The following is a 13374-nucleotide window of genomic DNA, read 5'->3' as shown; positions in this document are numbered from 1 at the left end:
GTGATTGAGATGTTAGTGGCGCTTGAGCTTTTCCTTATGCTTAATCACCTGACGGTCCAATTTGTCTATCAAGGAATCAATTGCCGCGTACATATCTTCATGCTCTGATGTTGCAAACACTTCACCTCCGTTAAGGTGTAGCGTGGCCTCTGCTTTTTGATTCAGCTTCTCGACGTTGAGGATGACGTGAACATTGTTGATATGGTCAAAATGACGTTCAAGCTTTTCAAACTTGGTGTCGACATAGTTTCTCAGCGAATCAGTAATTTCGACATGATGACCAGTTAGGTTGATTTGCATAAGGCGCCTTCCTTCTGATGGTAAGCCTAAATTAGGCTCTTACGTTGGTTAGACGGTGGAATCGACAGTGATTCCCGGTATTTTGCTATTGTTCGCCGGGCCACTTTAATACCCTGGTCGGCCAACAATTGAGCAATCTTGCTGTCACTAAGTGGCTTGTTAGGCTTCTCTGCTGCCACCAGTTTTTTAATCAATGCCCGTATTGCCGTTGATGAGCATTCTCCGCCGGATTCTGTTGCAACATGACTGGAGAAGAAATATTTCAGTTCAAAGATACCTCTGGGGGTGTGCATATATTTCTGCGTGGTCACCCGTGAGATCGTCGACTCATGCATGTCCACCATTTCCGCAACATCGTTGAGCACCATTGGCTTCATCATCTCAGGACCGTGCTCAAAAAAGCCGACTTGCTGCTGTACGATACAGTTTGCCACCTTCATTAATGTCTCGTTGCGGCTTTCCAGACTTTTGATAAACCATTTGGCTTCTTGCATATGCGAGCGAATGAACTGTGAGTCAGCATTATTGCGGGCATTGCGACTCATCGCAGCGTACTGCTGATTGATATTCAGCTTTGGCAAGCTGTCAGGGTTCAGTTCAACGACCCAGCGGCCGTTTTTCTTGGCCACAGACACGTCCGGAATGACATACTCAGGCTCGCTGGTAATAAGCGCGCTCCCAGGACGAGGGTTGAGCGATTGTAATAACATCATGGCCTGACGCAACTCATCTTCTTTGAGTTTAGTCTTGCGCATCAGCGTGCGATAGTCTTTGCTACCCAACAAATCACTATGTTCTGTGATCAGAGATTTTGCTTCGTTAAGCCAGGGGGTGTCGTCGGAGAACTGACGAAGCTGCACCAGCAAACATTCCTGAGGTGTGCGCGAACCTGAACCTACAGGATCAAACATTTGAATACGTTTTAACACGCATTCAACTTCGTCCAGCTCGATGGCCTCGCCGTCGATTTCATCAGAGTCAAGGCTCTCCAAGATATCTTCAAGACTACAGGTCAGATACCCCGATTCATCTATAGAATCAATGATCGCAGTGGCGATGGCTCGATCGGTGTCACTAAACGGGGTAAGACGCATTTGCCATAATAAGTGTTCTTGAATGTCATCGCTGGTCTCACCCTGAAAAATCTGTTCATCGTCGTTGGTGGACGACATCGGTGCGGGTGCGGATGAGGCGCTGTAGTATTCGTCCCATGTGCTGTCGATCGGTAACTCATCAGGCAAATCGTTTTTTTCAAGCGCCTGGCCTGACTCAATACTGTCGGCGTCAGCGGTCGTGGTTGCTTCATTGTCAATTTTGTCATTGCCGTTTAGCGCTGACTCAGCGCTACCGTCCATGCCTTCTTCAACTTCAAGCAGCGGATTGGAATCCAGCGCTTCCTGGATCTCTTGCTGAAGATCTAATGTAGACAGCTGCAATAGGCGTATGGCCTGCTGCAGTTGAGGCGTCATAGTGAGCTGTTGACTAAATTTTAACTGTAATGAGGGCTTCATTTACGTCTTAAATTGATGAAAGCAAATCGCTGTTATTCATTTTTCGTGTTGTTATCCTTAACTATAGCCTGAATTGTTCGCCAAGGTATACATCCCGCACCTTCTGGTTGCTCAACACTTGTTCAGCACTACCTGAAGCAATCAATTCACCATGGCTAACAATGTATGCAGTCTCACATACATCAAGGGTTTCTCTGACGTTGTGGTCTGTAATCAATACACCAATCCCGCGGTCTCGTAAATGCTGAATAATTTTCTTTATATCATTGACCGAAATGGGATCAACACCGGCAAAAGGTTCATCCAATAAAATAAACTGCGGATTTGCGGCCAGTGCTCTGGCGATTTCTACCCGTCGGCGTTCGCCTCCGGATAAACTCATGCCGGTACTATTGCGTATATGGTTAATATTGAATTCATCTAACAGCGCGTCGGCTTCCTGCTCGCGTTGGTCAACTGACAGCTCTTTTCGAGTTTGCAAAATCGCCATCAGATTTTCATACACGCTGAGTTTACGAAAAATGGAGGCTTCCTGCGGCAGGTAACCTATGCCTTTACGAGCACGCTCGTGCATTGGCTGTAGCGTCAGTTCAGTCTGGTCAATAAAAATCTCGCCTTTATCTAAAGGTACGAGGCCGACGATCATGTAAAACGTCGTTGTTTTACCTGCTCCATTAGGACCTAACAGGCCGACAATTTGACCCGTTGACACCTCCAGGCTGACGTCTCTTACAACTTGTCTGGCCTTGTAAGACTTAGCCAGATGGGTTGCTTTCAAAGTAGGCATTTACGGCTGTTCCTGCTCGTCTTTTTTGTCTGAGTTAGTTGCATCAGGGCGGAAAATGGTGGTGACGCGACCATCATTTTCTTCGCTGCCTTCAGCAATTAATTGTTCTTTTTCAATATCAAACACAATGGAATCACCGGTGACCATGCTGCTGTTTTGCTGCAATTCAGCCCCCCCGGTTAAAGTGATCGTGCGGGTTTCCCGTTCATAGCGAATCTCATTGGCCTGGGCCTTTACATCGCTGCCATCGTCAAGCTTTTGGGTATATATTGCCGGTGCACCTCTGGCGATGATCACTTCTTTTCCTTCGCCAAAGGTGGCAATGACCTCTACTTCATCTGCGTCAATGGTCAGAGAGCCTTGCGTGATCAATACATCGTTCTGAAAGACAGATGTTTTATTTTTGCCATCCACAAACTGTTTTTGTGCGACAACTTTTAAGTCTTGCAGGAAGTCATCCTGGCCAGCATGGCTGAATGGCTGAACAAACGCGACAGTTAGAAGTGCCAGGCTAGGAACGAGGCGCATACAACGTTTGTACATGGTCGAGTAACTCATATTGCTTGGTTTCCAGATCAGCAACGAAGCCATTGCTGTTTATCGTATATTCAATGCCGCTAATCACAACGGGTTGATCAGACATCATGGTTTTATTTTCCAGGTCTATCTCAATAAATTCAGCGGTGATTTGCTGAACAAAGTCGCCCGGGTTGAGACTGCGAATGACGACATTGTCTTCTAACTGAATACGGTTGTCATCGTAAAGTGTGCCTTCCTGAGCGGTAAGTTGCCAGGGCTGTTGAGACGACTCCAGATATAAGGTGTATTGGGGCTGCTTGAACAAAACAAATCCCAGTAACTCATAATGTTCCATCTCTACCGCTGTGACCTGATGGTTAATCCGGCCATTTTCATCATACAGAGTAGTGCGCAGGTTATTGGCCTGATAGTTTGGTCGCCACGCTTCTTCCAGCTCTGAAATGGGCGCGCTCTGCTCTTCTTCCAGCCATGAAGGCAGATATACCAGTAGTGCCAGTACGAACAGCGAAGATATGCTCAGGCCAACGCGGTTCACACCGATGCTCCGTGGATATATTGCAGTTTGCCCTTGGCCAGTAACAGGTGATCGCAGACCTCCCGAACAGCACCAAAACCGCCGGGCTGAGTCGTGATGAGGTCAGCCTGTTGTTTGACATAGGGGTGGGCGTCCTTGACGGCGACACGGATTCCGGACAGTGAAAACATACCCAAGTCTGGCATATCATCACCCACTGACATGATATGTTTGGCTTTTAGACCTAGGCGTTGTGCCAATTTGGTCAATGCCCGGTGTTTGTCTTCTTGGCCCTGAATAATGTGCTCGACATTCAGCGCTTTCATTCGCTCTTCGACAATGCGTGAACGCCTGCCAGTGATAATCGCTACTTCGACGCCGTGTTTAACCACAGCTTTAATGCCATAGCCATCCCGAGTGTGGAACGCTTTGAGCTCTTCACCATTGTTGCCCAGATAGATACGTCCATCGGAAAACACCCCATCGACATCTAGAACCAAGAGCCTGATGTCTGTCATGGCGTTCAACAGCGTTTCACTGACGTCTCCGTACAAGGTGGTGGTGTGTTTTGTCATTGCATTAATAGCCAATATTGGTATGCCATATACGCGGCGACGAACACCAATCCTTCGAATCGGGTAATACGCCTTGCGCCGCTGTAATTAAAACTGAATAAGAATAGCAATATGGTCAAGCCCAGCATCACATAAATGTCGCGCTGTGCAATATCAGGGTCAAGTATACCGGGCGCAATAAGGCCAGGCATGGCAAGTACGGCCAGCAAGTTAAACATGTTGGAGCCAATCACATTACCGAGTGCCAGATCGTGCTCACCTTTGACCACGCCTGCGATACTGGCAGCCAATTCGGGGAGGCTGGTGCCCAAAGCGATGATGGTGAGGCCAATAACCAGGTCGCTGATGCCAAAGTAGCGTGCAATATCCACGGCGGACTCAACCATGAAATGTGCACTGGTCGGCAGCAATACCAAGCCCGCTAATACCCACATCACGGCAGAACCGATTGGCACATCCGAGGGGATCTCATCTTCGGTTTCACTGATCAGAGGATCTCCCATCTCAACACTCAATGAAATCCATGCCATACCGACGATAACCGCAAAGAACATGATAATAAGGATAAGTCCTTCACGCTGAGTAAAGTTGCTGTCGCTGAGAAAATAGCAGCCAATCAGGGTGATACCGAGCAGTATGGGAAGCTCCCGCTTGACGGTACCTGAGGAAACGGAAAGTGGCTTAAAAAGCGCTGTAAGTCCAAGTACCAACGCAATATTGGTGATGTTGGACCCTATTGCATTACCAATACCTGTATTGTGGTTACCGGCCATCGACGCGGTCGCAGAAACCACAATTTCAGGCGCTGATGAGCCCATTGCGACGATAGTCAGTCCAATCATCATGGGTGACACGCCTATGTTGCGTGCGAGTGCAGATGCACCATAGATAAATCGGTCGGCACTCCAGCTCAACACGATCAGACCGACGATAAAGATACAAACCTGTATTAACACTGCAATCCAAGGACCTCAAAAAACATCGGATGATTGTCGCAAAAACAGTGTCTGTTTCCTATCAAATTAGGCTAAACAATGCATGAACAGGATAGTTTTTGAGCACTTGTTTGAAAAAATGCTGAGCCAAACCACGCTAAACCTGGGTCTGTTCATCAGCGTCATTCATCCTCTATTCATTTTTTCGAATATACCTTGTTACTTTTTCATTTTGTGGAAAGGCCTTGAAAGCAGGTAAAATGATGCTATATCGCTCTCTCGCCGTACTAAGGTGCACTGCGATATTTTAATTTGAGACACAGGAACTAGCGTGAAACAGACGGACAATTTGGTCGACATAAAAGATCTCACGTTTCGCCGTGGCAGTAGAACCATCTATGACGGTATCTCACTGCAGGTGCCGAAGGGAAAGATAACGGCCGTCATGGGACCCAGTGGAATTGGAAAAACCACACTGCTGAAACTTATCGGTGGTCAGCTTCGACCCGATAGTGGTGACATTTTATTCCGCGGTGAATCGATCCCCGCAATGCGCCGCAGCCGGTTATTTAAAGTGCGTCGCCAGATGAGCATGCTGTTTCAAAGTGGTGCATTGTTTACCGACATGACGGTATACGACAACATTGCCTATCCATTGCGAGAACACACCCGGCTTGAAGAGGATATCATTCGCACAGTAGTGCTTCTAAAGCTGCAGTCAGTAGGTCTGAGAGGTGCTGCTGGCCTGATGCCCAGCGAACTCTCCGGTGGTATGGCGCGACGTGCGGCGCTGGCCAGAGCGATAGCACTGGATCCGGATTTGATCATGTACGACGAGCCATTTGCGGGGCAGGATCCAATTTCCATGGGGGTACTGGTAAAGCTGATCAAACAGTTGAATGACAGTCTCGGTGTTACCTCAATCGTTGTCACTCACGATGTAAAAGAAGTCCTGAGCATTGCAGATTACGTATATATCCTGGCTAATCAAAAAATCATTGGTTCTGGCACGCCAGACGAGGTGCGAGAAGATTCATCCGAGCTGGTACAACAATTCTTACAAGGTAGCGCTGATGGTCCGGTACCTTTCCATTATCCCGCAGATGAATTGGCTAAAAGTCTAATGGAGGTGCGTTAATGGATTGGCTAGCGCGCCTTGGCGCCTCTACCCTGGAAAGTTTGTCCGCGTTGGGACGAGCGACTCAGGTGTTGTTTGGTGCCGTGATTGCAAAACCGCAACCGGTTAAACATTTTCCGCTGGTGGTTAAGCAGATGTACGTGGTTGGCGTGCAGTCACTGTTGATCATCATCGTATCCGGCCTGTTCATTGGCATGGTAATGGCGCTACAGGGCTATACTATTCTGGTGGACTATGGTGCGGAAGGCAGCCTGGGACCTATGGTCGCACTGTCGTTACTGCGAGAACTTGGGCCGGTAGTGACCGCGTTATTATTTGCCGGTCGTGCCGGTTCGGCATTGACCGCCGAGATAGGCTTGATGAAAGCCACTGAGCAGCTCAGCAGTCTGGAAATGATGGCAATTGACCCGCTACGCCGGATTATCGCTCCCAGATTATGGGCAGGCATCATTTCGATGCCCATGCTGGCGCTCATTTTCAGTGCTGTGGGTATTCTTGGCGGGCATCTGGTTGGGGTTGACTGGCTTGGTGTGGATGCCGGTAGCTACTGGTCAATTATGCAGGCCACGGTGGAATGGAATGAAGACGTACTTAACGGCGTGATTAAGAGCGCCGTGTTCGCACTGGTGGTGACCTGGATATCAGTGTTCAAGGGATATGATGCAGTGCCTACCTCAGAAGGCATCAGCAAAGCGACCACAGAGACGGTGGTTTATTCATCTTTAGCAGTATTGGGGCTGGATTTTGTGCTGACTGCCCTTATGTTCGGAATTAATTAGGAGTTATGACGTCAAATGAATTCAAGGAAAACTGAACTGTTGGTGGGGGCCTTTGTTGCAATGGCGATTGCCGCGGCACTCATGCTGGCAATACACGTGGCCAACCAAGGCATGGAGAGTAACGGTGAGACTTACCGGCTTTATGCTAAGTTTGACAACATAGGCGGTCTTAAAGAGCGATCAGCGGTAAAAGTCGGCGGCGTGACCATTGGCAGAGTCGATTCTATTCGTTTGGATCCGAGTGACTTCACTCCTGTAGTGGAAATGACCATCTCAAAGCAGTACATGGAATTCCCGGAAACCAGTTCTGTTGCGGTATTGACATCTGGTCTGCTGGGGGAACAGTACATCGGATTTACGCCCGGGTTTAGTTTCGATGGGATAGAGAATTTGCAGGATGGTGATTACATCGAAGACACCAAATCAGCACTCGTGCTGGAAGATTTAATTGGCCAGTTTTTATTCGGTAGAGACAGCGAATAGAGATTGCAGCAGCAATTGGCGTACGTTTTAGGATTAATGGAGAAAAGAGTGAAAGTAGTATTGAACAAGCTGTTAGCCATCACGGTCTTTTGGGTACTGGCAACGCAGGCGCTAGCGCAAGATAGTGAGGAAGTAAACCCTTACCAACTTGTTCAGACAGTGGCTAGCGCCACCTTTGATAGAATCAAACGCGAGCAGACTCAAATTAAGCGTGACCCTGAAGTGCTGCGCACGATCATGGAAGAAGAGCTGCTTCCGTATATCGATTACAAATTTTCGGCGTTCATGGTGTTGGGTAAACACTTCAGGAATGTCAGCGAAGCGCAACGTAATGAATTTGTTGCGGTTTTTCGTGAGTATCTGATCACGACCTACGCGATTGCAATGGGATATTACGATGACCAGACGGTCATGTTTGAGCCTGAATCCGAGTTTGAGGATAAAAATACCGTAACGGTTCGCGCGGTAGTCCAGGATGACGGCAAGCCAGACATCAAAGTGGCTTTTAAAGTGCGCAAAAGTAAGCAAACCAACGAGTGGAAAGCGTACGATATGATTGCCGAAGGGATTAGCCTGTTGTCCAGCAAACGCAGTGAGTTTGAGAGTATTCTGCGTCAGGAAGGGATTGATGTAGTGATTGCACAGATGCGAGATGTCATTTCAAAGCCTATCGTGCTGAACAATGACCAAAGCGAGCAAGCTGAGTGAGCCAGACGCTAGAGATTACCGTGCAAAATGATAGCAGGGTCTCCATTAGCGGTGATCTTGACAGGCACACGTTGGGCAAAAACTATTCGCAGCAGTACGCAGCTTCCATTGCCAACGGCGGAGCGTTCGATTTGCAGGGCGTAAGTAAAGTGGATAGCGCCGGACTGGCCTGGCTACTCAACATCGTCAGGGATAGCCAAAAAGCAGGCTCAAATGTGGTATTTGAGAATGTACCAGAACGCTTACTGGCATTAGCAAAACTAAGCGATGCCGATGGGTTATTGCCAATAAAATAACGCAAAATATACTGAGTTCAGATGGAAAATAAACAGATTGAAGATCTGCTTAAGCAGGCTCTAGACCTCGATGAGGTGTATGTATCAGGCGATGGTTCACACTTTCAGATCATTGCCGTGAGTGACGTATTTGAGGGCATGTCACGCGTAAAAAAACAGCAAATGATCTACGCGCCGTTGAAAGATAAAATTGCCGATGGCTCGATGCACGCATTGTCTATCAAAACCTTCTCCGTTGCACAGTGGCAGCGCGAAAAACCTTTTCACCAAACAAAGTAACTCGCGTAAATGGATAAACTTGTAATACATGCCAGCGGTCCGCTGTCTGGTGACGTGGCGATATCGGGTGCAAAGAACTCGGCACTGCCGTTGTTGATGGCAAGCTTGCTGGCTGATTCAACCTGCTACTTTGACAACGTCCCGGATTTGCGGGATATCAATACCAGTACCAAATTGCTTGAGCAGCTGGGCGCGAAAATCGACCGTCCGGGTGAGCATCAGGTCAACGTTGATGCGAGTCAGCTTACTGACCTCACCGCGCCCTACGATTTGGTCAGAACCATGCGTGCCTCTATTCTGGTGCTTGGCCCATTGCTTGCCAAACATGGTCGAGCAGTCGTTTCTCTTCCCGGAGGATGCGCGATTGGTGCGCGGCCGGTTGACCTGCATTTATCTGGACTCGAACAAATGGGTGCCCAGATTCGTGTTGAAGAAGGCTATGTGCATGCCGAAGTGAATGGCAGACTCAAAGGCGCACGAATATTCATGGATACAGTGAGCGTTGGCGCTACGGAGAATCTGATGATGGCCGCAGCACTGGCAGATGGCGAGACGTTGCTGGAAAACGCTGCCCGAGAGCCTGAGATTGTCGATCTGGCCAACTGTCTTAACCGTATGGGCGCTGACGTGCGCGGAGCGGGCACCGATACGATTACCATTCGCGGTGTAAAGAATTTACAGGGATGTCACTATCGCGTTTTGCCTGACCGCATTGAAACCGGCACTTTTCTTGTTGCAGCGGCCGCGACTCGCGGGCATATCCGCTGTGTGAATGCTGCACCAGAGACAATGGACGCGGTGCTTACCAAACTCACACAGGCTGGAGCGAAAGTGACTTGTGGTGACGATTGGATTGAGCTTGATATGCAGGGCGAAAGAGCCAAAGCCGTTAATATTAAGACCACGCCTCACCCTGGTTTCCCTACCGATATGCAAGCCCAATTTGTCGCACTTAATTGTGTGGCGGCAGGCACTGGCGTAGTGACTGAGACCATTTTTGAAAACCGCTTTATGCACGTCCCTGAGTTGCAGCGGATGGGCGCTCATATTTCGCTGGAGGCCAATAGTGCTGTTTGCACTGGCAGTGAGAACCTCAAAGGGGCTCAGGTTATGGCCACAGACCTGCGAGCGTCAGCTAGCCTGATTATTGCTGGTCTGGTGGCAGAAGGTGAGACGACGGTAAATCGTATCTACCACCTGGATCGCGGTTATGAGCATATAGAAACCAAACTTTCTGGATTGGGCGCGGATATTAAACGAGTGAGTTAGGCAGCCTTAGCGCTGCCACTTAGCTTCATCGAAGAATCGTCATTTGGCCTTCGCCGCAATGACGTGTGTCTTGGCATCAACCTGAAGTGCTACCACAAAAATGCAGTTCCACAGTTTTACCAAAGCCAAGATTCTCGGTCGGAGTTGGTAATGAAGGGTAATCGTTTTAATCAGTTACACGTCGAATATATGTCGTTACTGTATATCCGTATGTAGCGCCTGGAAACCGGTATGAAACCCATACATTATCCAGTTCATCTCCGTTTGAGAGACCGAATTTGTTGTTAGGTTCGACCTCATTTAAAGAAAACTCTACGCTGTAGGCAGATGCAATACGTGTTAACTCAAAGCGGTTGTAATTTTCAAAAAAATATAGGTCGGAATGGTAATTTAACGTGGTGGTGAAATGGTGAGTATCACCACCACCGTCGAGCGTGCCAACAATATCGCCATTTTCCTTAAGTGAAAACTTTACGATAGGCTCATCCACCGTAACGTAATCTCAAGCTGGTAAAAATTCATTCACCTCGCCGCTATGTTCGGGTGTTTGCTGCATCGGTTTTTTAGTGTGATACAGGTCAAAAAGGTAATCACCCACGAATCCGTTCACCTTTCCATTGTACAAATTGATCAGGCTCATCATAAATGTGAGTGACAAAAGTCCCGCTCCGACAGCCAAGAAGCGTAGTCTGTATTCATTGTGTTTAACATCTGCATCGGACTTTATAGAAGCTAACTGGGCGCTAAATGCTGCGTAGATGGTGATGGATAAAAGAAAAGCGGCTATGACTATTAATTCATAATGAATAATCTGCATGTCTGTCCTTGAGATAAATTTCCTTTCTTCGAGTATAAGCCTATGAATCCGCTAAGTAAAAGTGGTAAATGAACGTCCGCCTGCGCGGACGTGACACGATAGTTATGCCCTGTGCGGATTAGGATAAAGAATTTTATGCAACGTTCTTTGTCGAAATGGCCGCCAGTGATTCTCGGGTTGCGCAAGGCGATTGGCGACAATCCAGAGTACCTGAGCATTGTGTCCTAAGCCGAGATGGCTTCCTCTGACCTCAATGTTTTCCGCTTTTATTGCATCATGCGCCCAGTCGTCGCGGCATGCCTGCCAGTGAGCAACGCCATCAGTACGGGAAAATATTGCAGTCGACGGCACCGGTGGAGGCATCAACATGCGCTTTACCGCTTGCGGGTCGCGCTCGCCGACATCGCCATTGATAAGTTTAAATATTCTTGCGGCAATTGGCGCAGCGCCTTTGGGACCATTAAATGGGCTGCCTAAAGAAATCACCTGACGAACATGGTCAGGGATTACACGGGCAATCTCTCTGGATAAAATGCCACCGAGGCTCCAACCCACCAGACTGACTTTTTGCCCATGGCGAGTAGATAGTTCAATAATACGATTCAATAAGTGGTCGCTGACTACAGTTTTTCCGCCGACAATGTGGGTGCCTAAGTTGCGTCCCAGTCCCCAGCCATGAGTTTGATAGCCTTTAGACTTTAAAAACCGACGCAGCAGTATGGTGCTGCTGTCACTTGCCAGGAACCCCGGAATAACGACCACTGGGTGGCCGTCGCCTTTAGGCGCTCGCATCAGAAGTGGCATCATCGCCGCAGTGGCGCCAAATTCAAGCATCGACCTGCCTTCACGAAGCATGTTGATGACGCTGGGTCTTTGCTCTTTTACCTGCTCTGGTAACTGACTCATAAGCGTACCTCTTTATTGCTTATCAGAGCGTTCAGCGCATCGTGTGCCTCTACTCTTTCATTTACCGCCTGCTCTAACTCCAAAGCTGACTCTCGTATATAACGTGTGAACACATTGATGTCCGGCATGATGTTGTCGGAACTGGTGGGGCTAAGCGATATCGTACCGTCGTAACTGAAGACCGGAATGATCAGCCCCATGCCGTCATAAATAGGGGCAGTGCCCATATTGACTAACAGTTTGTGCCCGGCCAGATAGACCGGTACCGGTGGTCCCGGTACATTGGTGATCACAAGATTAAAGAACGGCGCGTGACGTTTCGCCAATGCTGCGCGTGAATAAAATCGTGCAGCAACGCCTGCCAGGCCGAAAGGAATCAGTTCAGCGAACCCCATCAAGCTGCGCGCATCAATGGCATCCTGATAAAGCTTTGATACCAGTGTACTGATATTGATTTTTTCAAGACGTTTAATGGGATCTTCAATGTCCGTAGCAAGCTGGATATACATCGCCGAGACCTGGTTACCCATGGCATTTTTCTCTTCAGCCGTGCGAGTGCTGACAGGAACCATAGCCACCAGTGGTTTATCCGGTAGCTCATCTTTTTCCAACAGATAACGACGTAGGGCTCCGGCACAAATCGCTAGCACAACGTCATTCAGAGTTGCTCCTTCCACACCTCGTCTGAGTTTTTTAACACGGGCGAGATCAAGCACGGCCGAGTCCCAACGACGCTGCTTATCAACGGTATCATTGAGACGAGACTTAGGCGCTTTGAAGGGCAACGTTGGGGTTTTAATACCCTCGATGCGAGACAGGTAGCTGGCTTTAAGGGCTGCTTTTCCAGCATCCCATACAAGCCCGGGAATTTTACCCGGCCGCGTAACCAGATGCAGCGCGCTGCGGGCCAGCAGGCCGATGCCACCGGGCAGAGATTCGATCTTGTCAGAAGACGGTGCGGATACCGGACGTGGTACCGGAGAGACGTCATACAGCATGCTCATCAAATCCGCGCCGGATTTTCCGTCAAAACCAGCGTGATGCACTTTACTTATCAGTGCGACCGACCCTTTGGGAACCTGATCAATGCCGTCAACGCCTTCTACAAAGACAAATTCCCACAGAGGCCTGTCACGGTCCAGTTGGCCAGAGAAAACATCTGACGCCAGCTCTCTAAGCTCGCGCCAGCCGCCGGGCGCAGGTAACGATACTGCGCGGATATGGTTGTTTAGGTCAAACTCCGGATCTTCTACCCAATAGGGACGGTCCAGACTCATGGGTACACTGACCAGACGTTGACGTAGTTTTGGTACGGTATGTACGCGCTGCGATAGAAATACCCTGAAGTCTTCAAACCGCATTGAGTCTTCGAGAATAGCGACGCCACCTATGTGCATCGGCATAGTTTCGGACTCAAGATATAAAAACGAAGCGTCTAAACCGCTGAGCTCTTCCATTTGGCGCGCCAACTTGTGTTTGTTAACGCCATGTTAAATCAGCTTGCAACTATGCTCAACTTTCAAACGCAATGCGTCAG

Annotated in this window: 18 protein-coding genes; 7 read left to right on the top strand and 11 right to left on the bottom strand. The window is 48.7% G+C overall.

Features of this window, described 5'->3' with window-relative positions; genetic code table 11:
• Positions 1-12 precede the first annotated feature (12 nt).
• From hpf to G441_RS0108100, 7 genes are all read right to left on the bottom strand, one after another.
• The gene (gene hpf, locus G441_RS0108130) at positions 13-300 is read right to left on the bottom strand and encodes a ribosome hibernation promoting factor (protein WP_026375887.1); all 288 of its coding nucleotides are present in this window, start codon (positions 298-300) and stop codon (positions 13-15) included.
• 26 nt (positions 301-326) lie between these two features.
• A complete protein-coding gene (locus tag G441_RS0108125) occupies positions 327-1811 on the bottom strand; it encodes an RNA polymerase factor sigma-54 (RefSeq protein WP_026375886.1) in 1485 nt (494 codons plus the stop codon).
• A gap of 61 nt (positions 1812-1872) precedes the next feature.
• Positions 1873-2598 (bottom strand): LPS export ABC transporter ATP-binding protein, encoded by a 726-nt coding sequence (lptB, locus tag G441_RS0108120; protein ID WP_026375885.1) that lies wholly within the window; start codon positions 2596-2598, stop codon positions 1873-1875.
• A complete protein-coding gene (gene lptA / locus G441_RS0108115; RefSeq protein ID WP_240485106.1) occupies positions 2599-3126 on the bottom strand; it encodes a lipopolysaccharide transport periplasmic protein LptA in 528 nt (175 codons plus the stop codon).
• Complete coding sequence (gene lptC / locus G441_RS0108110) at positions 3110-3673, bottom strand: LPS export ABC transporter periplasmic protein LptC (protein ID WP_026375883.1); 564 nt, start codon at positions 3671-3673, stop codon at positions 3110-3112. The genes lptA and lptC overlap by 17 nt, the downstream gene beginning before the upstream one ends.
• Positions 3670-4227 (bottom strand): 3-deoxy-manno-octulosonate-8-phosphatase KdsC, encoded by a 558-nt coding sequence (gene kdsC, locus G441_RS0108105; RefSeq protein ID WP_026375882.1) that lies wholly within the window; start codon positions 4225-4227, stop codon positions 3670-3672. Before kdsC ends, lptC begins: the two co-directional genes overlap by 4 nt.
• A complete protein-coding gene (locus G441_RS0108100) occupies positions 4224-5183 on the bottom strand; it encodes a calcium/sodium antiporter (protein ID WP_026375881.1) in 960 nt (319 codons plus the stop codon). The genes kdsC and G441_RS0108100 overlap by 4 nt, the downstream gene beginning before the upstream one ends.
• A gap of 310 nt (positions 5184-5493) precedes the next feature.
• On the opposite strand from G441_RS0108100, the gene mlaF reads away from it, so the two are divergent.
• The 7 genes from mlaF to murA are packed head-to-tail and all read left to right on the top strand — an operon-like array spanning position 5494 to position 10114.
• Positions 5494-6300 carry a phospholipid ABC transporter ATP-binding protein MlaF gene (gene mlaF, locus G441_RS0108095; RefSeq protein ID WP_026375880.1) on the top strand — a complete coding sequence of 269 codons (807 nt, stop codon included), beginning with the start codon at positions 5494-5496 and terminating at the stop codon, positions 6298-6300.
• Positions 6300-7079: a lipid asymmetry maintenance ABC transporter permease subunit MlaE gene (gene mlaE / locus G441_RS0108090; RefSeq protein WP_026375879.1), complete on the top strand. Its 780-nt coding sequence runs from the start codon at positions 6300-6302 to the stop codon at positions 7077-7079. The genes mlaF and mlaE overlap by 1 nt, the downstream gene beginning before the upstream one ends.
• Positions 7080-7094: 15 nt before the next feature.
• On the top strand, positions 7095-7562 hold the full coding sequence (mlaD, locus tag G441_RS0108085) for an outer membrane lipid asymmetry maintenance protein MlaD (RefSeq protein ID WP_026375878.1): 468 nt from the start codon (positions 7095-7097) through the stop codon (positions 7560-7562).
• 48 nt (positions 7563-7610) lie between these two features.
• Positions 7611-8270, top strand: coding sequence for a phospholipid-binding protein MlaC (gene mlaC, locus G441_RS0108080; RefSeq protein WP_240485105.1), 660 nt, complete (start codon positions 7611-7613; stop codon positions 8268-8270).
• Complete coding sequence (locus G441_RS0108075; protein ID WP_051275431.1) at positions 8267-8566, top strand: STAS domain-containing protein; 300 nt, start codon at positions 8267-8269, stop codon at positions 8564-8566. Before mlaC ends, G441_RS0108075 begins: the two co-directional genes overlap by 4 nt.
• Before the next feature lie 21 nt (positions 8567-8587).
• Positions 8588-8845, top strand: coding sequence for a BolA family protein (locus G441_RS0108070; protein WP_026375875.1), 258 nt, complete (start codon positions 8588-8590; stop codon positions 8843-8845).
• A gap of 9 nt (positions 8846-8854) precedes the next feature.
• Positions 8855-10114 carry a UDP-N-acetylglucosamine 1-carboxyvinyltransferase gene (gene murA / locus G441_RS0108065; RefSeq protein WP_026375874.1) on the top strand — a complete coding sequence of 420 codons (1260 nt, stop codon included), beginning with the start codon at positions 8855-8857 and terminating at the stop codon, positions 10112-10114.
• Between the two features lie 166 nt (positions 10115-10280).
• On the opposite strand, the gene G441_RS0108060 is transcribed toward murA, so the two are convergent.
• From G441_RS0108060 to G441_RS0108045, 4 genes are all read right to left on the bottom strand, one after another.
• On the bottom strand, positions 10281-10604 hold the full coding sequence (locus G441_RS0108060; RefSeq protein WP_026375873.1) for a hypothetical protein: 324 nt from the start codon (positions 10602-10604) through the stop codon (positions 10281-10283).
• Between the two features lie 12 nt (positions 10605-10616).
• On the bottom strand, positions 10617-10931 hold the full coding sequence (locus tag G441_RS0108055) for a hypothetical protein (RefSeq protein ID WP_026375872.1): 315 nt from the start codon (positions 10929-10931) through the stop codon (positions 10617-10619).
• 102 nt (positions 10932-11033) lie between these two features.
• On the bottom strand, positions 11034-11837 hold the full coding sequence (locus G441_RS0108050) for an esterase/lipase family protein (protein WP_026375871.1): 804 nt from the start codon (positions 11835-11837) through the stop codon (positions 11034-11036).
• Positions 11834-13294 carry a WS/DGAT/MGAT family O-acyltransferase gene (locus G441_RS0108045; protein ID WP_026375870.1) on the bottom strand — a complete coding sequence of 487 codons (1461 nt, stop codon included), beginning with the start codon at positions 13292-13294 and terminating at the stop codon, positions 11834-11836. Before G441_RS0108045 ends, G441_RS0108050 begins: the two co-directional genes overlap by 4 nt.
• Between the last annotated feature and the right edge of the window lie 80 nt (positions 13295-13374).

Source organism: Aestuariibacter salexigens DSM 15300 (assembly GCF_000429145.1).
GTDB classification, from domain to species: Bacteria; Pseudomonadota; Gammaproteobacteria; order Enterobacterales; family Alteromonadaceae; genus Aestuariibacter; species Aestuariibacter salexigens.
Note: the sequence above shows the minus strand (reverse complement) of the source record. Positions and strands in the feature narration are given on the sequence as shown.

Coding starts and splice junctions, on each gene's coding strand:
- hpf (WP_026375887.1), bottom strand. CDS start 300: ATGCAAATCAACCTAACTGGTCATCATGTCGAAATTACTGATTCGCTG.
- G441_RS0108125 (WP_026375886.1), bottom strand. CDS start 1,811: ATGAAGCCCTCATTACAGTTAAAATTTAGTCAACAGCTCACTATGACG.
- lptB (WP_026375885.1), bottom strand. CDS start 2,598: ATGCCTACTTTGAAAGCAACCCATCTGGCTAAGTCTTACAAGGCCAGA.
- lptA (WP_240485106.1), bottom strand. CDS start 3,126: ATGCGCCTCGTTCCTAGCCTGGCACTTCTAACTGTCGCGTTTGTTCAG.
- kdsC (WP_026375882.1), bottom strand. CDS start 4,227: ATGACAAAACACACCACCACCTTGTACGGAGACGTCAGTGAAACGCTG.
- mlaE (WP_026375879.1), top strand. CDS start 6,300: ATGGATTGGCTAGCGCGCCTTGGCGCCTCTACCCTGGAAAGTTTGTCC.
- mlaD (WP_026375878.1), top strand. CDS start 7,095: ATGAATTCAAGGAAAACTGAACTGTTGGTGGGGGCCTTTGTTGCAATG.
- G441_RS0108070 (WP_026375875.1), top strand. CDS start 8,588: ATGGAAAATAAACAGATTGAAGATCTGCTTAAGCAGGCTCTAGACCTC.
- murA (WP_026375874.1), top strand. CDS start 8,855: ATGGATAAACTTGTAATACATGCCAGCGGTCCGCTGTCTGGTGACGTG.
- G441_RS0108055 (WP_026375872.1), bottom strand. CDS start 10,931: ATGCAGATTATTCATTATGAATTAATAGTCATAGCCGCTTTTCTTTTA.
- G441_RS0108050 (WP_026375871.1), bottom strand. CDS start 11,837: ATGAGTCAGTTACCAGAGCAGGTAAAAGAGCAAAGACCCAGCGTCATC.
- G441_RS0108045 (WP_026375870.1), bottom strand. CDS start 13,294: ATGGAAGAGCTCAGCGGTTTAGACGCTTCGTTTTTATATCTTGAGTCC.